Annotated in this window: 21 protein-coding genes; 19 read left to right on the top strand and 2 right to left on the bottom strand. The window is 57.7% G+C overall.

Annotated elements, in window-relative coordinates; translation table 11 throughout:
• The first annotated feature begins 339 nt into the window (after positions 1 to 339).
• The 17 genes from rpsL to LG294_RS12610 all read left to right on the top strand — a co-directional run bounded on the left by rpsL (position 340) and on the right by LG294_RS12610 (position 14,890).
• On the top strand, positions 340 to 714 hold the full coding sequence (rpsL, locus tag LG294_RS12690; protein ID WP_096283780.1) for a 30S ribosomal protein S12: 375 nt from the start codon (positions 340 to 342) through the stop codon (positions 712 to 714).
• Positions 714 to 1,184: a 30S ribosomal protein S7 gene (gene rpsG / locus LG294_RS12685; RefSeq protein WP_404286243.1), complete on the top strand. Its 471-nt coding sequence runs from the start codon at positions 714 to 716 to the stop codon at positions 1,182 to 1,184. The genes rpsL and rpsG overlap by 1 nt, the downstream gene beginning before the upstream one ends.
• A gap of 70 nt (positions 1,185 to 1,254) precedes the next feature.
• A complete protein-coding gene (gene fusA, locus LG294_RS12680; protein WP_404286241.1) occupies positions 1,255 to 3,369 on the top strand; it encodes an elongation factor G in 2,115 nt (704 codons plus the stop codon).
• A 243-nt stretch (positions 3,370 to 3,612) separates the two neighbouring features.
• Entirely contained in the window at positions 3,613 to 4,803 is a 1,191-nt protein-coding gene (gene tuf, locus LG294_RS12675; RefSeq protein ID WP_404286239.1) for an elongation factor Tu, read from the top strand.
• Positions 4,804 to 4,997: 194 nt separating this feature from the next.
• Positions 4,998 to 8,699 (top strand): hypothetical protein, encoded by a 3,702-nt coding sequence (locus LG294_RS12670; RefSeq protein WP_404286237.1) that lies wholly within the window; start codon positions 4,998 to 5,000, stop codon positions 8,697 to 8,699.
• A gap of 398 nt (positions 8,700 to 9,097) precedes the next feature.
• Positions 9,098 to 9,406, top strand: a complete 309-nt coding sequence (rpsJ, locus tag LG294_RS12665; protein WP_013349689.1) for a 30S ribosomal protein S10 — start codon at positions 9,098 to 9,100, stop codon at positions 9,404 to 9,406.
• A 20-nt stretch (positions 9,407 to 9,426) separates the two neighbouring features.
• On the top strand, positions 9,427 to 10,077 hold the full coding sequence (rplC, locus tag LG294_RS12660) for a 50S ribosomal protein L3 (protein WP_404286235.1): 651 nt from the start codon (positions 9,427 to 9,429) through the stop codon (positions 10,075 to 10,077).
• A 4-nt stretch (positions 10,078 to 10,081) separates the two neighbouring features.
• Complete coding sequence (rplD, locus tag LG294_RS12655) at positions 10,082 to 10,684, top strand: 50S ribosomal protein L4 (protein WP_404286233.1); 603 nt, start codon at positions 10,082 to 10,084, stop codon at positions 10,682 to 10,684.
• Positions 10,681 to 10,983, top strand: a complete 303-nt coding sequence (gene rplW, locus LG294_RS12650) for a 50S ribosomal protein L23 (protein ID WP_096283687.1) — start codon at positions 10,681 to 10,683, stop codon at positions 10,981 to 10,983. The genes rplD and rplW overlap by 4 nt, the downstream gene beginning before the upstream one ends.
• Before the next feature lie 31 nt (positions 10,984 to 11,014).
• Positions 11,015 to 11,854, top strand: a complete 840-nt coding sequence (gene rplB / locus LG294_RS12645) for a 50S ribosomal protein L2 (protein WP_404286231.1) — start codon at positions 11,015 to 11,017, stop codon at positions 11,852 to 11,854.
• A 12-nt stretch (positions 11,855 to 11,866) separates the two neighbouring features.
• Positions 11,867 to 12,148 carry a 30S ribosomal protein S19 gene (gene rpsS, locus LG294_RS12640; protein WP_096283683.1) on the top strand — a complete coding sequence of 94 codons (282 nt, stop codon included), beginning with the start codon at positions 11,867 to 11,869 and terminating at the stop codon, positions 12,146 to 12,148.
• A gap of 58 nt (positions 12,149 to 12,206) precedes the next feature.
• Entirely contained in the window at positions 12,207 to 12,572 is a 366-nt protein-coding gene (gene rplV, locus LG294_RS12635) for a 50S ribosomal protein L22 (RefSeq protein WP_096256898.1), read from the top strand.
• A complete protein-coding gene (gene rpsC / locus LG294_RS12630; protein WP_404286228.1) occupies positions 12,573 to 13,364 on the top strand; it encodes a 30S ribosomal protein S3 in 792 nt (263 codons plus the stop codon).
• Positions 13,365 to 13,781, top strand: a complete 417-nt coding sequence (rplP, locus tag LG294_RS12625; RefSeq protein ID WP_096283678.1) for a 50S ribosomal protein L16 — start codon at positions 13,365 to 13,367, stop codon at positions 13,779 to 13,781. It abuts the gene before it with no gap.
• A 2-nt stretch (positions 13,782 to 13,783) separates the two neighbouring features.
• Entirely contained in the window at positions 13,784 to 14,053 is a 270-nt protein-coding gene (gene rpmC, locus LG294_RS12620) for a 50S ribosomal protein L29 (RefSeq protein ID WP_404286226.1), read from the top strand.
• Positions 14,053 to 14,340, top strand: a complete 288-nt coding sequence (rpsQ, locus tag LG294_RS12615; protein ID WP_096256894.1) for a 30S ribosomal protein S17 — start codon at positions 14,053 to 14,055, stop codon at positions 14,338 to 14,340. The genes rpmC and rpsQ overlap by 1 nt, the downstream gene beginning before the upstream one ends.
• 148 nt (positions 14,341 to 14,488) lie before the next feature.
• Positions 14,489 to 14,890: a RidA family protein gene (locus LG294_RS12610; protein ID WP_404286223.1), complete on the top strand. Its 402-nt coding sequence runs from the start codon at positions 14,489 to 14,491 to the stop codon at positions 14,888 to 14,890.
• A 142-nt stretch (positions 14,891 to 15,032) separates the two neighbouring features.
• Here the strand turns inward: LG294_RS12610 and LG294_RS12605 are convergent, their stop codons facing one another.
• On the bottom strand, positions 15,033 to 15,857 hold the full coding sequence (locus LG294_RS12605) for an MBL fold metallo-hydrolase (protein WP_404286221.1): 825 nt from the start codon (positions 15,855 to 15,857) through the stop codon (positions 15,033 to 15,035).
• 324 nt (positions 15,858 to 16,181) lie between these two features.
• A complete protein-coding gene (locus tag LG294_RS12600; RefSeq protein ID WP_404286219.1) occupies positions 16,182 to 17,021 on the bottom strand; it encodes a helix-turn-helix domain-containing protein in 840 nt (279 codons plus the stop codon).
• A 68-nt stretch (positions 17,022 to 17,089) separates the two neighbouring features.
• Between LG294_RS12600 and LG294_RS12595 the strand changes: the two genes are divergently transcribed.
• Positions 17,090 to 17,599, top strand: coding sequence for a VOC family protein (locus LG294_RS12595; protein ID WP_404286217.1), 510 nt, complete (start codon positions 17,090 to 17,092; stop codon positions 17,597 to 17,599).
• Between the two features lie 27 nt (positions 17,600 to 17,626).
• Positions 17,627 to 18,568: an endonuclease/exonuclease/phosphatase family protein gene (locus LG294_RS12590; RefSeq protein ID WP_404286215.1), complete on the top strand. Its 942-nt coding sequence runs from the start codon at positions 17,627 to 17,629 to the stop codon at positions 18,566 to 18,568.
• The last annotated feature ends 283 nt before the right edge of the window (positions 18,569 to 18,851 follow it).

The following is an 18,851-nucleotide window of genomic DNA, read 5'->3' as shown; positions in this document are numbered from 1 at the left end:
TCATTGCAATCTGCCGTTTTTGTCGCTGTCAGATTCACCGTGTGGTCACCTGCGGTATTGCCACCGTTCAGCTTGGCTCGATAGGCTCAGTGCATTGGTGAGATAGCTTACGGAAACTAGAGCGATGGCGGATTAATGCTAGACTGAGATCAATTGTTTTAGGTGTGGCAAAATGGACTCGGTCCGGGTTGCGGGCAGGTTGCGCAACAAATGCCACACTTTCGCACGCCTAGGGACTTTCTGTTCCGGATGGCCGCAAAGCAAGCAGCTAGCTCCACAACTTCGCAGATTCTGTTCGGTTGTGGTGCCGACAAACTTAGACAATGGAAGGACACGAAAGTGCCTACTATTCAGCAGCTGGTCCGTAAGGGCCGCTCGCCTAAGGTCGTCAAGACCAAGGCTCCTGCCCTAAAGGGCAACCCAATGCGTCGTGGCGTATGCACCCGTGTGTACACCACCACCCCGAAGAAGCCAAACTCGGCTCTGCGTAAGGTCGCACGTGTGCGCCTTGCCGGCGGCATCGAAGTTACCGCTTACATTCCAGGTGTCGGACACAACCTGCAGGAACACTCCATCGTGCTCGTTCGCGGTGGTCGTGTGAAGGACCTCCCAGGTGTTCGTTACAAGATTGTACGTGGTGCTCTTGATACTCAGGGTGTTAAGGGTCGTAAGCAGGCTCGTTCCAGCTACGGCGCGAAGAAGGATGGTAAGTAATGCCTCGTAAGGGTCCGGCGCCAAAGCGCCCACTAGTTTCTGATCCGGTCTTCGAATCCCCATTGGTCACTCAGCTGATCAACAAGGTTCTCGTCGACGGCAAGAAGTCCACTGCAGAGCGCATTGTTTACGGTGCACTCAAAGGCGCAGCCGCAAAGTCTGACACCGACGCTGTCACGACCCTCAAGAAGGCCATGGATAACATCCGCCCGGCCCTCGAGGTTCGTTCCCGCCGTGTTGGTGGCGCTACTTACCAGGTTCCTGTTGAGGTCAAGCCAGGCCGCGCAACCGCACTTGCACTGCGCTGGTTGGTTGGCTACTCGAAGGCTCGCCGCGAGAAGACCATGATCGAGCGTTTGATGAACGAGATCTTGGATGCATCGAACGGTCTGGGTGCCGCTGTGAAGCGTCGCGAAGACACTCACAAGATGGCCGAGTCCAACAAGGCCTTCGCCCACTACCGCTGGTAAGAAACGCTTGGAATTGCTGGGTGTCAAAAGGCACCCAGCCAATCCTAGCCTCACCTTTTAGGGAGACAACGTGGCACAGGACGTGCTTACTGACCTGAATAAGGTCCGAAATATCGGCATCATGGCACACATCGATGCTGGTAAGACCACTACTACTGAGCGCATCCTGTTCTACACGGGTGTGAATCACAAACTCGGTGAGACCCACGACGGTGCGTCGACCACCGACTGGATGGAGCAGGAAAAGGAACGCGGTATCACCATTACCTCCGCGGCCGTGACTTGCTTCTGGAACAACAACCAGATCAACATCATCGACACCCCTGGCCACGTTGACTTCACCGTTGAGGTGGAGCGCTCGCTGCGCGTGCTCGATGGCGCCGTTGCCGTGTTCGATGGCAAGGAAGGCGTTGAGCCTCAGTCTGAGACCGTTTGGCGTCAGGCTGACAAGTACAACGTTCCACGCATCTGCTTCGTCAATAAGATGGACAAGATGGGTGCAGACTTCTACTTCACCATCGACACCATCGTCAAGCGCTTGGGTGCCAAGCCATTGGTGATGCAGCTGCCTATCGGTTCCGAGCATGAATTCATCGGCGTCGTCGACTTGATGACCATGAAGGCATTCATCTGGGAAGGCGACTCCAAGGGTGACGTCACCATGGGTGCCGCCTACGAAACTCGCGAAATTCCTGCAGATATGCTGGAAAAGGCCGAGGAATACCGCGCCAAGCTGGTTGAGGATGTCGCCGAGGGCTCTGACGAGCTCATGGAGAAGTTCCTCGAAGGCGAAGAGATCAGCATTGCTGAGCTCAAGGCCGGCATTCGCAAGATGGTCGTCAACTCGGAGATCTACCCGGTCTACTGTGGTTCGGCCTTCAAGAACCGCGGCGTGCAGCCAATGCTCGACGCAGTGATTGACTTCCTGCCAAACCCAATGGATGTTGGCGTGACCATCGGCCACGATCCAAAGAACGAAGAAGTTGAGCTCACTCGCGAGCCTACCGAGGATGCTCCATTCTCGGCACTGGCTTTCAAGATTGCCGCTCACCCATTCTTCGGTCAGCTGAACTTCATCCGCGTTTACTCGGGCAAGGCAGTTTCGGGTACCCAGCTGCTGAACTCGACGAAGCAGAAGAAGGAACGCGTTGGCAAGCTCTTCCAGATGCACGCCAACAAGGAACAGCCTGTTGAAGAGATCCACGCAGGTCACATCTACGCCGTGATCGGCCTGAAGGATACCACCACCGGTGATACCCTTTGCGATCCAGCGAACCCGATCGTGCTTGAGTCGATGTCGTTCCCAGCACCAGTGATCTTCGTGGCCATCGAGCCTAAGACCAAGGGTGACCAGGAGAAGCTGTCGACCGCTATCCAGAAGCTGTCCGCAGAAGATCCAACCTTCACCGTTTCGTTGAATGACGACACCGGCCAGACCGAAATCGGCGGCATGGGCGAGCTTCACCTGGATATCCTGGTGGACCGCATGAAGCGCGAATTCCGCGTGGAAGCCAACGTCGGCAAGCCACAGGTCGCATACCGCGAAACCATCAAGAAGGCTGTGGAGAAGGTTGACTTCACCCACAAGAAGCAGACCGGTGGTTCGGGCCAGTTCGCAAAGGTCCAGGTATCGTTCGAACCTCTTGAGGTTGTCGACGGAGTTACCTACGAGTTCAAGAACGCCGTCACCGGTGGTCGTATCCCTCGTGAGTACATCCCATCCATCGACGCCGGTATCCAGGACGCCATGCAGTACGGCATCCTTGCTGGCTACCAGATGGTCGGCGTGAAGGCTACCGTCATCGACGGTGCCTACCACGACGTTGACTCCTCGGAAATGGCGTTCAAGATCGCTGGCTCACAGGTATTCAAGGAAGGCGCACGCCGCGCTAGCCCAATCCTGCTTGAACCACTGATGAGCGTCGAAGTTCGTACCCCGGAAGAGTACATGGGCGACGTTATCGGCGACCTGAACTCCCGCCGTGGCTCGATCACCGAGATGTCCGATGCGGCTGGCGTGAAGGTTATCAATGCCCACGTGCCACTGTCGGAGATGTTCGGCTACATTGGTGACCTGCGGTCGAAGACCCAGGGTCGCGCAGTGTACTCGATGACCTTCCACAGCTACTCTGAGGTCCCGAAGGCAGTTGCCGAAGAGATCATCCAGAAGGCCCGCGGCGAGTAATCGTCTAGGAACCAAACTTGGCCGTGACCCCGCCCGTGTGGGGGAGTGGCCGATCGCGAAGCCGGCTTTATTGCCAATGAAGCCGGCCTCGCAAACGGCCAACGAGGGATTTGCATCACATGCAGGGCCCGCGCAGGACCGAAATTTTCGTAATTATCCAAGCCCCCAGTAGACTGATTTCAGTTCGTTTGCGAACCGCGCAAACGAAAGTAAGTCTTCTGTAAATGTTTCTAGGAGGAACCTGTGGCAAAGGCAAAGTTCGAGCGGACCAAGCCGCACGTCAACATCGGCACCATTGGTCACGTTGACCACGGTAAGACCACGTTGACCGCTGCCATCTCCAAGGTACTTGCTGACAAGTACCCGGATGTCAATGAGCAGCGCGACTTCGCGTCGGTTGACTCCGCTCCAGAAGAGCGCCAGCGCGGTATTACCATCAATATCTCGCACGTTGAGTACCAGACCCCGAGCCGTCACTACGCACACGTTGACGCTCCAGGCCACGCTGACTATGTCAAGAACATGATCACCGGTGCTGCTCAGATGGACGGCGCAATCCTCGTGGTTGCCGCTACTGACGGTCCAATGGCTCAGACCCGCGAGCACGTTCTGCTGGCCCGCCAGGTTGGTGTTCCAACCTTGATGGTTGCACTGAACAAGTCGGACATGGTTGAGGACGAGGAGCTCCTTGAGCTCGTCGAGATGGAAGTTCGCGAACTTCTTTCCTCGCAGGGCTTCGATGGCGATGACGCACCAGTGATCCGCGTTTCGGGCCTGAAGGCTCTGGAAGGCGATCCAGTATGGACCAAGTCCATCGAGGAACTGATGGATGCTGTCGATACCTACATCCCGAACCCAGTTCGTGATCGCGACAAGCCATTCCTGATGCCAATTGAAGACGTCTTCACCATCACCGGTCGCGGTACCGTTGTAACCGGCCGCGCCGAGCGTGGAACCCTGAAGATCAACTCGGAAGTCGAAGTTGTCGGCATCCGTCCGATCCAGAAGACCACCGTTACCGGTATCGAGATGTTCCACAAGCAGCTTGACGAAGCATGGGCCGGCGAGAACTGTGGCCTTCTGCTTCGCGGTCTGAAGCGCGACGATGTCGAGCGTGGACAGGTTATCGTAGCCCCAGGCTCGATCACCCCACACACCGGCTTCGATGCCAACGTCTACATCCTGTCGAAGGACGAAGGCGGACGTCACAACCCGTTCTACTCGAACTACCGTCCGCAGTTCTACTTCCGCACCACCGACGTGACCGGCGTCATCACCCTCCCAGAGGGCACCGAGATGGTCATGCCAGGCGATAACACCGAAATGTCGGTTGAGCTGATTCAGCCAATCGCCATGGAAGATGGCCTCGGCTTCGCTATCCGCGAAGGCGGCCGCACCGTTGGTTCGGGCAAGGTCACCAAGATCACCAAGTAGTTCGCTACTTAATGATCTAGGCCATTTGGTCTGACAAAAAAGATCTCCACCACTTCTTCGGAAGGGGTGGAGATCTTTTTGCTTAATATCTGCGCGTTGAGAGCCTAGTATGTCAAGACAGTGGTCTAATTAGAGCATGCGGACACCCGCATCCGCAGTTCTCGGATACGGGTTCATACAGGGAGGCGCGAAGCATGGTCTGGTTCTTCATCGTCATTGGGTTGCTGGTGTTGAGCTTCGCTTTAGGGTTCCGCCGCGGCGCGAGAAAGCACGCCGGCGAGGCCAACGCCAAACAGCAGGCCTGGCAAGAAGGCTACAACGCGGCGATGCATTACCTGTCCGCGCGGGAACCTGCCGCTCCACCGGCCAGGCAACCATTCCAGCCGACGGTTTATGAACCGGCACCTACCTACCGGCCGGCGGTCAACTCGAACGCACCCTACGTGCAGCAACCGGTGGGCGCACCCGCGCAAGTCCCTCCCCGGCCACCGGCTCCACCGCTTCCACCTGGCAAGCCAGTCAAGCAATTGACCGCGCGCGAACGTGAACTACGCAATATCAACGTCACCCTCTACGTGGCAGCCCTGCTGATCGTGGCCGCCGGGGCACTTTTCCTCAGCTTCGCACTGCCGCCGCTGCCTAAGCTCATCGCCTTATTCGCACTGGCCGCGGCTTTTTACGGGGGTGGACTCTATGTGCACGGCGCAAAGAAGAATCTCAAACCTGCCGCCAGTGCCTTCGCCGGAACCGGATTGGCCTTATTGCCCTTATCGGGAATCGCGACCTATCTGACGCTCTCGGTGCCAGCGGCAGTGGTGTGGCTGGTCTTTTCGGTGCTGGGCACCCTTGCCGTAGGTTTTGCCACCCTCCGATTGCGCTCCCGGGTACTAGCCTGGATCGCGGTCTTCGTATTGGTCTCCACCACCATGGCCTGCGCGGCCACGGTGCAGCGCGGCATCTTGTTCTACCTGCTCTTCTTGCTGCTGCTCTCACTGGTGCTGCTTGTCCTGGCCGTGCGCAGCGCAAAGGTTCGCTCCTCACTGTTTTATTCGGCCGTGTCCGCGACCGCGCAGTTGCTGCCGCTGTTGATCCTCGCCCTGGCATTGGTCATGTTCACCACCTTGCATGCTCGCGACTTGGTGTGGGTGTTCTTCTTGGTGACCGCCCACCTGTTACTCTCCATCAGGTTGATGGTGAGGTTCCGGTTGTATCGGCTCTACGCGGCACGCGTGAGCTTCATGCTGCTGATTTTCTCCACCTCAAATTACCTGGCTTGGGAACCAAGGACCACGTGGGTGCTCATCGCGGTGCTTTGGGCGGCGCAAGCCTTAGCGATCACGCATTACGCCCAGGGCTACCGCCGGCTTTTCAAAGTGCCTGCCAACTGGTGGCGGACCGAACGGGTGCTCCTCTGGGTGCTTGTCTGCGCCTCAACTCTGGCGGCAATGCTCAATACCACCGGAGGACTCATTCCTTGGTGGTATGCGGTGCTGCTGATTCCCGTGCTCCAGCTCTTCGCGGTTCCAGCCTTGGTCAAGCGGGGAAAGATTGAAGCAGCCGCCATCGTGGCGCTGGCCCTGCTTGCCATCACCGCGAGTGACTGGTTTGCCTGGCGGGCGTTGCCGGGGGTAGCCGTGGCTCTTGTGGGACTCACACTCGCGTTGCGCAGTGAAACGGATCGCCGCTGGCATCTGGGGCTAGACCAGACCCGATGGATCGGGTTCCTGGTCTTTGGCGGATTTGTGGGTTGCACGGTGCAGCAGATGCTCAGCGGTTTTGATCATCAGACGGGTAGGTCAAGCTGGTACGCGATGTCCGTGGCGGAGAATGTTTCCCTGCAGCTAGCGTGGGTTGTGGGCCTGTGGGTACCGCTGTTTGCACTGTGGCTTGTATCGACGCTCAAAGGTGCGCGGCTAGCCGAGCCGACGCGTGAGCAACTCATTCGTTTCGGTGGTTCCGCGCTGCTGGCATTGATCACCCTCGGGTACACCGGTTATATGCTGAACCTGTTTTCTGGCGTGGCGGCAGGTACTGCAAGCTTCCTTGGTCTACATGCCGGCACCTGGGGCTTCATAGGGATCGGACTGGCGCTGGCGAATGTGATTCTGGCCGGATGGCGCAACGACGGCTTCGGTGAGGAACGCGAGGTGCAACTACTGCGCACCATGGTTCTGGTAGCTAGCGGTGGTCTCTTCCTGCTCAGCTTCCAGGCGCCACAAGCCACATTGCCCCTCGTGGGACTAGTGAATCTAGTTTTCTATCTACGTGGCGCGCGCCTGGTTCACTCACCACGCTGGAAGATGAGCTACGCAGGCGCTGCACAAGTCACCTTCACCCTGAGCACCTGGTGGTTTGTGGACTTGATGAACTTTGATTCTCATGGACGCTTCGCCCTGCTGCTGGTATCGGTTATGGTCCCGCAATTGGTGCGCTTATTCCTTGTCATGCGAACCGGACGCCGTTTGAGCAGGGAGATGCTGTGGATTACTGTCGGGCTGGTCTGTCTGCTCCCGCTAGTCCTGCTTGTGGGTGATGCGGGCTTTGGGCTCAATGACCGTGGCACCATGCTGTTGGGTTTGTGCTTGTGGATCATTCATTCGGTGGCGGGGTACTTGGCCATCAGGGGGCAGTCCAAGCATGCAGAGTTCCTGCTCTTCGCCGCCATCATGGGACTGTGCGCACTGTTCTACATCCAAGGCGTGCAAAGCTTCTCAACCACCGGCTGGATTCACGGACCGTGGTGGTCTGTGCAGATGATCCAGGTTCTGCTCATGGCACTGGCACTGATCACGCTGGCGGTGCAGTGGCGATTGCGCGATTCGGCCGCACTGCGCTTCTCGCCGATCTTTGGCACGGTCTTCGCGTTGTTCTGCATTGCGCTCGTAGCTCCCGCAGCCGGGTGGTTCGCGCTAATCTTCCTGGTTGCCGCGGTGCAGCTCGGGCTCTTGGTGCACACCCGGAAGATCCCGTGGTTGGCCGCCGGTGCGAGCCTTGCGTTGCTGGGAGCCATTGGCCAAGGCGTCGAGTTCTGGCGGAGGACCAGGCCATCGGGCCTGCAGCCCTGGATGGACCTAACGTGGCAGCTGCTATTCGCGGCAATTGTGCTCTTGATCATTTCGCTCTTGCATGGCCGGTTCGCCGAGCCGGTTCCACATTATCCCCGCGAACTGGTGACCTCTCGCGGGGCCAGCGGAGGCGCTGCGCGTATCTATTTCGCGGCAATGATTCTTGGCGCCGTGGTCGCCGGGGCGTTGGTCCATTTCAACGACCAGAGGGCAGTGTGGATTATTGCCGGTGCGGTGCTGATCCTTGGCGCCGGCGCCTTGGTCCGGTTGTACGAATTGCCGACACGCTTACTTCGGTGGGGGAGCGATGCGCTGATAGTGCTCGGTGCACTGTTGGGCTTCAGCAGCTACACCCAGATCCTTCGGCTGCCAGATATCAGCATCTTCTTCCTGTACTTCACGCTCGTTGCCGGCATCCTGGCGGTTCGCCACTTTTTGGGCAAACGCTTGTCGGTGGCCCATGGCTATCTGCTAGCGGCCGCGGTTCTTGCCTCGCTGACCCAGCTGAGCACCCTTGCCGACGGCAATTCGGCGGCACAGGTCTTCAGCCTGTTCTTCTTTGCCGCATTAATCGTTCTCGGCCTGAAGCTGGGGCAAAAACGGTACATCTGGTGGGGCGCGATTGCCATTACCGTGGCGGTACTCTGGTTCCTTCGGTATTTGGCCTTCTTGTGGCTGGTTCTGGCAGGCATTTCACTGATCGTCGCCGCAGTGCTGAAACTGGTGCGCGTGGAACGCAAACCACGAAGCGATCAAGAACCGGCGCAAGCGGAGCCTGATGTCCGCAACGATGAGACGAAGTACCAAGATCGCGGCACCCCGGGCCCGTGAGGTCAAGATCACTGGCATGAATCCGGGCAAAAGATTTGCGCCTCGGCGGTCGACCTGTCAGACTGGATAAGTTGCTTGTTTGCAACCCGATCCCCGCGAGGGGTAATCGGTAGTGGTTTGCACGACCGGGATTGACTCTCACTCAGGATAATGCCTGGGGTTCGGGATCGATACAACCGTTGCAAATCAAAAGACCTTCGCACAAAGTGAAAACTATGTCGGAATTGTCGTGACTAAAAATTTCACGACACGCCCGACCGCGGGGGTCGGAGCCACCTGCGGGTGAGGAACCCGGATCTGATCCGGATTCAGTCGCAGCGTAAGGCGTGCCGGTCCGCAAGGGCCCGTATATAGGCACAGTAATTTTTGATAGTGCTAACAGGAAGAGGCATGACGCCATGGCGGGACAGAAAATCCGCATCCGGCTGAAGTCGTATGACCACGAGGTCATTGACGTTTCGGCCCGGAAGATCGTTGAGACGGTCACGCGCGCAGGCGCAACCGTAGTCGGCCCAGTGCCGCTGCCAACGGAGAAGAACGTGTACTGCGTTATCCGTTCGCCACACAAGTACAAAGACAGCCGTGAGCACTTCGAAATGCGCACGCACAAGCGTCTGATCGACATTGTCGATCCGACCCCGAAGGCCGTTGATTCGCTGATGCGTCTCGATCTGCCAGCGGATGTCAACATCGAAATCAAGCTTTAAGGGGAGGTGGCGAGAAAACTATGACCGCAACCCGCAATGTAAAGGGACTGTTGGGCACGAAGCTCGGCATGACCCAGGTTTGGGATGAAAACAACATTCTGATCCCAGTCACCGTCGTGCAGGCTGACAGCAACGTTGTCACCAAGCTAGTTAATGCAGAACGTGATGGCTACACCGCAGTTCAGATCGGCTACGGCCAGATCGACCCACGCAAGGTCACCAAGCCACTGGCTGGTCACTTTGAAGCTGCCGGCGTGACCCCACGTCGTCACCTGGTGGAACTGCGCACTGAAGATGTAGCAGAGTACACCGCTGGACAGGAACTGTCCGTCGAGTTGTTCAACGCTGGCCAGAAGGTCGATGTTGTTGGCACCTCGAAGGGTAAGGGCTTTGCCGGCGTCATGAAGCGTCACAACTTCAAGGGCGCTCCGGCTTCCCACGGTGCTCACAAGAACCACCGTAAGCCAGGTTCCATCGGCGGCGCATCGACCCCAGGTCGCGTATTCCGTGGACAGAAGATGGCCGGTCGCATGGGTGCTGAGCGCGTAACCACTCAGAACCTGACCATTCACGCCATCGACGCTGAGAAGAACCTTCTGCTGATCAAGGGTGCCGTTCCAGGCGCTCGCGGTCGCGTCGTTCTCGTACGCACCGCCGTGAAGGGAGCATAAGTAAATGACTAAGGCACTTACCGTCGACCTGCCTGCAGGTATCTTCGACGTACAGACCAACGTCCCACTGCTGCACCAGGTTGTCGTTGCACAGCTTGCTGCTGCCCGCCAGGGTACCCACAAGACCAAGGACCGCTCGGAAGTTTCCGGTGCAGGTCGCAAGCCGTTCAAGCAGAAGGGTACCGGCCGCGCCCGTCAGGGTTCGATCCGTGCTCCACACATGACCGGCGGTGGCATTGTCCACGGTCCGACCCCACGTGACTACTCGCAGCGTACCCCGAAGAAGATGAAGGCTGCTGCACTGCGCGGCGCCCTGTCTGATCGCGCACGCTTCGATCGCGTCCACGTGATCGAGAACTTGGTTACCGGTGAAACCCCGTCGACCAAGGAAGCTCTGGCAACCTTGCGCTCGCTCACCGAGCGTAAGAACCTGCTCGTCGTAATTGATCGCGCGAACGATGTTGCAGCGCTTTCGGTGCGCAACCTTGTTGCTGTGCACGTCCTATACGTCGACCAGTTGAACACCTACGATGTTCTGGTTTCGGATGACGTAGTCTTCACCAAGGCTGCCTTCGAAGCACTGGTCCAGAAGGAGGAAGCCAAGTGAGCGTCTTCTCAAAGGCTCCGCACGACGTGGTCATCGCACCAGTCGTTTCGGAAAAGAGCTACGGCCTGATCGATGAAGGTCAGTACACCTTCTTGGTCGACCCACGTTCGAACAAGTCGGAAATCAAGAATGCCGTTGAAGCTATCTTCAACGTCAAGGTTGAGTCCGTAAACACCATGAATCGATCCGGTAAGCGCAAGCGCACCAAGTTCGGGTGGGGTGCACGCAAGGATACCAAGCGCGCAATCATCACCTTGAAAGAAGGATCGATTGACATCTTCGGCGGTCCGCTTTCCTAAGCGGAGACCACTTTAACGAGGAATAAGAAAAATGGGAATTCGTAAGTACAAGCCAACTACTCCGGGCCTTCGCGGCTCGTCGGTAGCTGACTTCGCAGAAATCACCCGATCGACTCCGGAAAAGTCACTGGTTCGTCCACTCACCAAGAGCGGCGGCCGTAACAACTCCGGTAAGATCACCACCCGACACAAGGGTGGCGGACACAAGCGTGCCTACCGCGTCATCGACTTCCGTCGTCATGACAAAGATGGCGTTCCGGCAACCGTTGCTCACATCGAGTACGATCCGAACCGCACCGCACGTATCGCTTTGCTCCACTACATTGATGGAACCAAGCGCTACATTGTTGCTCCAAACAAGCTCCAGCAGGGCGACCAGGTTGAAGCCGGTCCAAACGCGGATATCAAGCCAGGTAACAACCTGCCGCTTCGTAACATCCCGGTTGGTTCCGTAATCCACGCGGTCGAGTTGCGTCCGGGCGGCGGTGCCAAGATGGCACGTTCCGCTGGCGCTTCGATCCAGCTGGTTGCTCGTGAGGGCCGCTTCGCGCAGCTGCGTCTGCCTTCCGGCGAAATCCGCAACGTTGATGTGCGCTGCCGCGCAACCATCGGCGAAGTTGGCAACGCTGAGCAGATCAACATCAACTGGGGCAAGGCCGGCCGCATGCGCTGGAAGGGCGTTCGCCCAACCGTGCGTGGCGTTGCCATGAACCCAATTGATCACCCGCACGGTGGTGGCGAGGGTAAGACGTCCGGTGGACGTCACCCAGTCAACCCGAACGGTAAGCGCGAGGGTCGTACCCGCCGTCCGAATAAGGAAAGCGACAAGCTCATTGTGCGTCGTCGCAAGACCGGCAAGAACAAGCGATAGGAGCCTGGAGACATGCCACGCAGCCTGAAGAAAGGCCCCTTCGTCGATCAGCACCTCTTCCTAAAGGTCGAAGCTGAGAACGAAAAGGGCACCAAGAACGTCATCAAGACGTGGTCCCGCCGTTCGATGATCATCCCGGACATGCTGGGACACACCATCGCCGTGCACGACGGTCGTAAGCACATTCCTGTGTTTGTTACCGAATCAATGGTCGGTCACAAGCTCGGAGAGTTTGCAGCCACCCGCACGTTCCGTGGCCACGTGAAGGACGACAAGAAGGGCAAGCGTCGCTAGGTCCCGTTAGGGATCTAGAGATGCTTACCCCTCTTCGAAAGACGAGAGAAGGAAAGCAATGGAAGCCAAGGCAATTGCGCGCCATATCCGCGTGACGCCTATGAAGGCCCGGCGCGTCGTCAACCTTGTTCGTGGTCTACAGACGAACGAAGCGCTGGCTATCTTGAAGTTTGCCCCACAGGCAGCTTCGGAGCCAGTGTACAAGGTTGTCGCATCGGCAGTGGCTAACGCCCGTGCCGCCGCGGACCGCGCAGGTGAAGCATTCAATGAGGACGAGCTGATCATCAGCGAAGCGTTTGTTGACGAAGGACCGACCATGAAGCGGTTCCAGCCGCGAGCTCAGGGTCGCGCATTCCAGATCAAGAAGCGCACCAGCCACGTCACCGTGGTTGTTTCAACCCCGGAGAAGGGTGGGGAGAACTAAATGGGACAGAAGGTAAACCCGAACGGTTTCCGTCTCGGCATCACCACTGACCACGTTTCGCACTGGTTCGCCGATAGCAGCAAGCCAGGACAGCGCTACGCAGATTACGTAAAAGAAGACGTAAAAATCCGTACGCTGCTGTCCACCGGAATGGATCGTGCAGGCATCGCCCGCGTCGAGATCGAGCGTACTCGTGACCGTGTTCGTGTGGATATCCACACCGCACGTCCGGGCATCGTGATCGGCCGCCGCGGCGCCGAAGCAGATCGCATCCGTGGTGCGCTCGAGAAGATGACAGCTAAGCAGGTTCAGCTGAACATCCTTGAGGTCAAGAACCCTGACATGGAGGCCCAGTTGGTCGCCCAGGGCATCGCCGAGCAGCTTGCTTCACGTGTGGCTTTCCGCCGCGCGATGAAGAAGGCAATGCAGTCGGCAATGCGCGCTGGTGCCAAGGGCATCCGCGTTCAGTGCTCCGGTCGACTTGGCGGTGCAGAAATGTCCCGCAAGGAGTTCTACCGCGAAGGCCGTGTGCCGCTGCACACCCTGCGTGCGAACATCGACTTCGGCAAGTTCGAAGCCAAGACCACCTTCGGCCGTATCGGCGTGAAGGTTTGGATCTACAAGGGTGACGTAACCGCCAAGGAACTCGCAGCACAGCAGGCCGCAGCAGCTCCTGCTCGCGGTGGCCGTGGTGGCGCTGGCAACGATCGCCCACGTGGTGGCGAGCGTCGTCGTCGTCCAGAACGTAGCAAGGGCGCTGCAGCTCCGGCTGCGGAAGGAGGACAGGCTTAAATGCTTATCCCACGTCGAGTGAAGTTCCGTAAGCAGCACCACCCGAAGCGCTCCGGCGCTGCCAAGGGCGGAACCACTGTTGCTTTCGGTGAATACGGCATTCAGGCTCTTACTCCTGCTTACGTGACTAACCGTCAGATCGAGGCAGCTCGTATCGCGATGACCCGTCACATCAAGCGTGGCGGTAAGGTCTGGATCAACATTTACCCAGACCGTCCACTGACCAAGAAGCCAGCCGAAACCCGCATGGGTTCCGGTAAGGGTTCCCCGGAGTGGTGGGTTGCAAACGTAAAGCCAGGACGCATCTTGTTCGAACTTGATGGCGTTTCAGAAGAGGTAGCTAAGGAAGCATTGCGTCTCGCAATCCACAAGCTGCCATTGAAGGCACGCATCGTGCGTCGTGAGGGTGGTGAATAGGGATGACTATTGGTTCTAAGGATCTAAGCGTCGAGTCCCTGGACGGCTTCGATAATACTCGTTTGAACGAGGAATTGAAGAAGGCCAAGGCAGAACTGTTCAACCTGCGTTTCCAGTCGGCTACCGGCCAGCTAGAAACCCACGGCAACCTGAAGGCTATCAAGCGCGATATCGCACGCATCTACACCGTAATGCGTGAGCGCGAGCTGGGTCTTCGTCAGGAAGTCGTTGTCCCGGTTGAAGAGACCAAGAAGGGCAAGGAAACCAAGTAATGAGCGAGAAGGATAACGTCGTGGACGCAGCTGTAGAGCGCAACGACCGCAAGACCCTCCGTGGTTACGTGGTTTCCGACAAGATGCAGAAGACCATCGTCGTTGACGTTGAGGACCGTGTTAAGCACGCCCTTTACGGCAAGGTCATGCGTCGCAACAAGAACGTGAAGGCTCACGACGAGAACAACGAAGCCGGCATTGGCGACTTGGTTGTAATCGCAGAGACTCGCCCATTGTCAGCAGACAAGAACTGGCGTCTCGTTGAGATCGTTGAGAAGGCTAAGTAAGCTTTCTTGCTGATTTCACGGATTACGTGAATAACTGAAAACGCCCCGAACACTTCGCAAGAAGAGTTCGGGGCGTTTTTGTGTGCCCCGGGGCGAACGCGGTTCCCCAAGCTCTTGATGTCGCGGTGCAGCACTGCCAATATAAATTATGGCTTCCATAGAATTCATCAGGCCCGCTGGCCTCGTCCATTCACCGGCCTTTAGCCACGTGGCGGTGGTACCTCCGGGGGCGAAAATGATTTATCTAGGCGGTCAGAACTCGGTTGACGAGCAAGGACAGCTCATCGGTGCGGATGATGTTGCCGCGCAGTCCGTCCGGGCCTTGCACAACGCACGCCTCGCATTGAACGCCGCCGGCGCAGATCTGGCTGATGTCATCTCGTGGAACGTATTGCTGGCACAGGGAGTAGATGTTCCTCGGGCTTACGGGGCTATCGCCGGTGAATTGAGTTCCCCGAATCCGCCGCTAGTCAGCGCAAGCTTCGTCTTTGGCCTGGGCGTGCCGGGTGCGCTCGTTGAAATCAGCGCGGTTGCCGCCCTATTCGACTAGGTTCGCGAAGGAGCTTTTCTATGGGTGCGAGCCGGCACGGACGGTACCGAGGATTGTTCCGCGGACCTGCCGATAGCGGATTAAGAGATGAGCATGGGCTCGATACAACGGATCGGATGTGGCAAGCCATTATTTTCCGACTTCAGTGTTCTGCCGATAGCTCCGAATATCCTCGTTCAAATGCAGAACGCAGCATCCAATGGGGCCAAGGAAGCTCAGACTCGGCGATGGCCTCGTCAATGCCGCTGCCTGCGCTCCAAGCTTTTCGAACGGCATCTGCGACTGCTTGGAGCGAGGCGGCCTGCGTGGTGGCAAAAAGAAGATCTACCGCCTTCCCATGTCCTGGAACAATCACATCCGCTGCGCTGATCTCAAGCAGAAGTGTACGCAACGATTCGGGCCAATGAAGCGGCCAGCTTCCCGAACCGAACATGGGCGGCCCGACTTCTTCGATAACGTCCCCGAGCATCCATGCTCGGGCATCTGGCACGAAGACGGCAAGATCTGTGTCCGTGTGGCCACGCGATATCGGGAGGCAGAGAATCTCGCGTCCGCCAGCGGCCAAAGTAGTTGGTTGTTCCACAAGGACAGAAGGGTGCACCAAGACGACCTGGTCCCATGCTTTATCCGGTTCCCGGCTGGGGTCCTTGCGCCAAGCCTGCAAACGGGGCGCTTCAAAGGATTCAAAGTGAGCAGGGATTTGATGGTGGCCAATGATCGGCATGCCCAGATCGGCAAAGACTGAATTTCCGAAGCAGTGATCGTAGTGAGAATGGGTATTGATCGCACCAACGATAGGTTTGCCGAATCTTTGCGTCAGCTCATCCACGATGGCTCTGGCTTCAGCCGGTGACCCGCCGGTGTCGACGACCGTTATGCCGCTAGATCCAATGATCGCTGCAATGTTGACCTGGTCTGCTCCATAGGATTTCACGAATACGTTATTGGCGACCTCAATCCAAGACATGTTCTCAACGGTACAGCCGCCAGCAGCCGAAATAGTGGCTGAGGCGTCAGCAAGATGTAATCAGCGAGGAATGACTGGAAATTCCTGCTGTGCAAATTGCCGGGTCGGCCAGATTTTCTGGGATCTCTTTGGATGGTTCCGAGCAGGATCAGCTCAATGGCGCAGATCTGGCAAACGCCATCTCATGGAATCTACTGCTCGCGAAGGGCCCAAATCTTTCTCTCGCCTACGGGACTAATGCTTGCGAATTGAGCACTCCGAATCCGCCGCTGCCTACCGCAAGTTTTGTCTCCGGTCTGCGCATGAAGGATGCGGTCCTCGAAATCAGTGTGGTGGCTGCGCTACGTGGCGAGACGCGCGAAGAGCTTCGTGCAGGGGCTGCGAGTTTGCTCGGTATGCACTGGGGGTAAAACCGAGTACCTGTCGAAAATCGGTGGTGAAATGCGCATGGTCTGCGTATTCGAGTTCGGAGGCAATCTGGGTGATCGTTATTTCTGGGTTTTCACGCAGTCGCTGAGCGGCCTCTTGCAGCCGATACCGGCGGATGATGCTCAGCGGTGTGAGACCCACATAGTCTCTTGCCAGACGCTGCACGCTACGCACCGATATTCCCAGCATGTTGGCAAGCTGGGGGACATTGACGATGTCCCTTTGCCCGGCGGCGAGTTCAAGCAGTTGGTTCGCGAGCAGACCTTGGGATTTGGCATGTGGTACTTTCTCTTCGAGCCAAGCGGCGAGCAGCTTGATTGCCGCTTCGAGGCTTTCGCTGTTCGCAGCTCCGGTCATCAATTCACAGACTGGAGCGTGCAGCTCAGAGCCCGGGATGCTGACCTCGGTGCCGAGCAAGGCGCGCGGATCGAATCCGAAGGCCGGGGTTGATGCCGGAAGCAGCATGGCTGCCAGCACCCACCCCGTTCCGGTCAAATCACGGTGAGAAGCACCGCGCGCAGCACCTGAGAGCGTGACGCCCTGTCGTTGAATATCCAGGTTCATACAGGGAAAGGGAAGCAATTCCTGGCGCGAGGTGCGGCCCGGGGAAATATTCCAGCGGGCCATCCAAAACCAGCCAACTCGGTCACGTAATGGCTCGGGAGCTTGAACCCGGATGAATTCTGGCAGTTTCGCAGGATAGAGCACACCACGACGATCGGCTGAGCTGTCCATCGGTGCTGCCTCCAAGATTGGCGCGAATCTACAAGTCCCAGAGTGCCACAAGCTCCTAGAGTGAAGACATGGAAAAGAGCGAAGAAAACAAAACAGGAGTGACCGGGGAATTCACCGTGGCCGGGCTTCCTCGCGGAGCAACGTCGTTAACGCCATTTTTGGCGATCAAGAATGCGGTACGCGCAGTGGAGTTCTACCGGGACATATTCGGCGCCAGAATCGTAGACTCCACAGAAATCGGGGGAGTGATGGTTCATGCAGAACTGGACTTTGGCAACGGAAAGCTGCAATTGGGGGAGCCGCACCCTGACTACGGACTGGTCGAGCCGCCCGTCCCACCAGAAGCCTGCTACTCCATGGGCTTGTACTGCCAGAATGTCGATGAGCTGGTAGCAAAAGCCGAAGCTGCGGGTGGCACAATCCGCGAACCGTTGGCCACCTTTGTGTCGGGCGACCGTTTTGCTTCGATCATTGACCCCTTTGGTGTCCGGTGGTCGCTGATGTCCAGGGTTGAGGATCTCTCCGAAGAGCAAAGCCGGGAACGCGTAGCCCAATGGGCGGCCGAGCAACAGTCCTAAGCCAGGCGGTTCCAGTAGGCTCGAATCATGGCAGCAGACGAATCCCGCATCCGGCATCGGCTGTTCTGGCTTTCCTTGATCATTATCGCAGCGCCGATTGCTGCTTTGCCCTATCTGCCGTGGTTAGCCGGCGGGAGCATTCCGAAGGTCCAGGCGTTCGCCGGATGGTTGCTGCTGATACCGCTGGCTGGCTTCTTCACCGGACTCGCAACTCGAAAGCTTTGGCCCACGCTGATCCTTGCGGCAGTGCTGGTCTTTGGCGCAATGCCGCAACTGCAATTACCGAATGCCGCCGTGGAGGCTCACACCGAGGTTCGCGTGCTCACGTTTAATGCACATCGCGCTGAAGCAAGCCCTGTGCCGTTGGCACGGCTCATTGATGCGGAGGATCCGGACCTGTTGGTGTTGGTGGAAACGAGTGAACCGTTGCACCGTGCGTTGGAAAACTTAGACGCGCTAAACGACTACTCGTACCGTACGGCCACGGTTCCCGCCGGAGGAGCAAGGGACACGGTGATTTTCTCCAAGTATGCAATGACCGAGCTGGATCAAGGACTGAACTCGCAGAACACCGGATGGCTAAACATGCCGACCGTCGAAATTGAGATCAATGATCAGCAGATCTTGGTCGCCGCAGTGCATGTCTTCCCGCCCTTAGCTGATTCAAAACGGTGGGGCCAAGGGCTGGATGCAATCGGGGACTGGGCCAGAGCCCATCCCGATGGGCCCATGATCATGGCGGGGGACTTCAACGCAACTCGTGCCCACGCACGCTACCGCGAAGCGGCAACCGGATTCAGCGAAGCGACCGGAATACTTCCAAACCGCACCTGGCCGCGAACCGATCTCCCGATGGCACTCATAGAGATAGATCACATACTCGGGCGGGGTATGACGTTCACCGAAACACGCACGGCGTCAATTGAAGGTTCGGACCATCTAGCCGTGCACTCAACAGCAGTCTTTTAATCCTTGAAATCACGCGGTGTCCGACGGGTTGATGTGACCAACGACGCTAGCTTTTCTCCTACCACACCATTTCGGAATGACGTGAATCTAGGCTAGACTTAAGGTTCTGTGCGCGTTTCATGCGGGGACTATCCACCTTCGATGTAGCGCAGTGCGGCCTGACACCGTCTTGCCGCGCAGTACAGCCTCGATATTTTATGCCTCGGCCCTGCCAACATTTGGGATCAGCATTCGGTGCGCCCGCGTCGGTGGGGGTAAGCAATATGTATCGTGGAGACCATAT

Origin of the sequence: Glutamicibacter arilaitensis, assembly GCF_044793945.1 — a bacterium.
Taxonomy (GTDB): domain Bacteria; phylum Actinomycetota; class Actinomycetes; order Actinomycetales; family Micrococcaceae; genus Glutamicibacter; species Glutamicibacter arilaitensis_B.
The sequence above is the reverse complement of the archived record's forward strand: the minus strand, read 5'-3'. Positions and strand labels throughout refer to the sequence as shown.

Excerpts from the sequence above, each read along its gene's own strand:
- LG294_RS12600 (WP_404286219.1), bottom strand. The coding sequence starts at position 17,021 with ATGGACAGCTCAGCCGATCGTCGTGGTGTGCTCTATCCTGCGAAACTG.
- LG294_RS12605 (WP_404286221.1), bottom strand. The coding sequence starts at position 15,857 with ATGTCTTGGATTGAGGTCGCCAATAACGTATTCGTGAAATCCTATGGA.
- rpmC (WP_404286226.1), top strand. The coding sequence starts at position 13,784 with ATGACTATTGGTTCTAAGGATCTAAGCGTCGAGTCCCTGGACGGCTTC.
- rplC (WP_404286235.1), top strand. The coding sequence starts at position 9,427 with ATGACCGCAACCCGCAATGTAAAGGGACTGTTGGGCACGAAGCTCGGC.
- rpsG (WP_404286243.1), top strand. The coding sequence starts at position 714 with ATGCCTCGTAAGGGTCCGGCGCCAAAGCGCCCACTAGTTTCTGATCCG.
- LG294_RS12610 (WP_404286223.1), top strand. The coding sequence starts at position 14,489 with ATGGCTTCCATAGAATTCATCAGGCCCGCTGGCCTCGTCCATTCACCG.
- LG294_RS12595 (WP_404286217.1), top strand. The coding sequence starts at position 17,090 with ATGGAAAAGAGCGAAGAAAACAAAACAGGAGTGACCGGGGAATTCACC.
- LG294_RS12590 (WP_404286215.1), top strand. The coding sequence starts at position 17,627 with ATGGCAGCAGACGAATCCCGCATCCGGCATCGGCTGTTCTGGCTTTCC.
- rpsS (WP_096283683.1), top strand. The coding sequence starts at position 11,867 with ATGCCACGCAGCCTGAAGAAAGGCCCCTTCGTCGATCAGCACCTCTTC.
- rplD (WP_404286233.1), top strand. The coding sequence starts at position 10,082 with ATGACTAAGGCACTTACCGTCGACCTGCCTGCAGGTATCTTCGACGTA.
- rpsQ (WP_096256894.1), top strand. The coding sequence starts at position 14,053 with ATGAGCGAGAAGGATAACGTCGTGGACGCAGCTGTAGAGCGCAACGAC.
- rplP (WP_096283678.1), top strand. The coding sequence starts at position 13,365 with ATGCTTATCCCACGTCGAGTGAAGTTCCGTAAGCAGCACCACCCGAAG.
- LG294_RS12670 (WP_404286237.1), top strand. The coding sequence starts at position 4,998 with ATGGTCTGGTTCTTCATCGTCATTGGGTTGCTGGTGTTGAGCTTCGCT.
- rpsJ (WP_013349689.1), top strand. The coding sequence starts at position 9,098 with ATGGCGGGACAGAAAATCCGCATCCGGCTGAAGTCGTATGACCACGAG.
- rpsC (WP_404286228.1), top strand. The coding sequence starts at position 12,573 with ATGGGACAGAAGGTAAACCCGAACGGTTTCCGTCTCGGCATCACCACT.
- rplV (WP_096256898.1), top strand. The coding sequence starts at position 12,207 with ATGGAAGCCAAGGCAATTGCGCGCCATATCCGCGTGACGCCTATGAAG.
- rplB (WP_404286231.1), top strand. The coding sequence starts at position 11,015 with ATGGGAATTCGTAAGTACAAGCCAACTACTCCGGGCCTTCGCGGCTCG.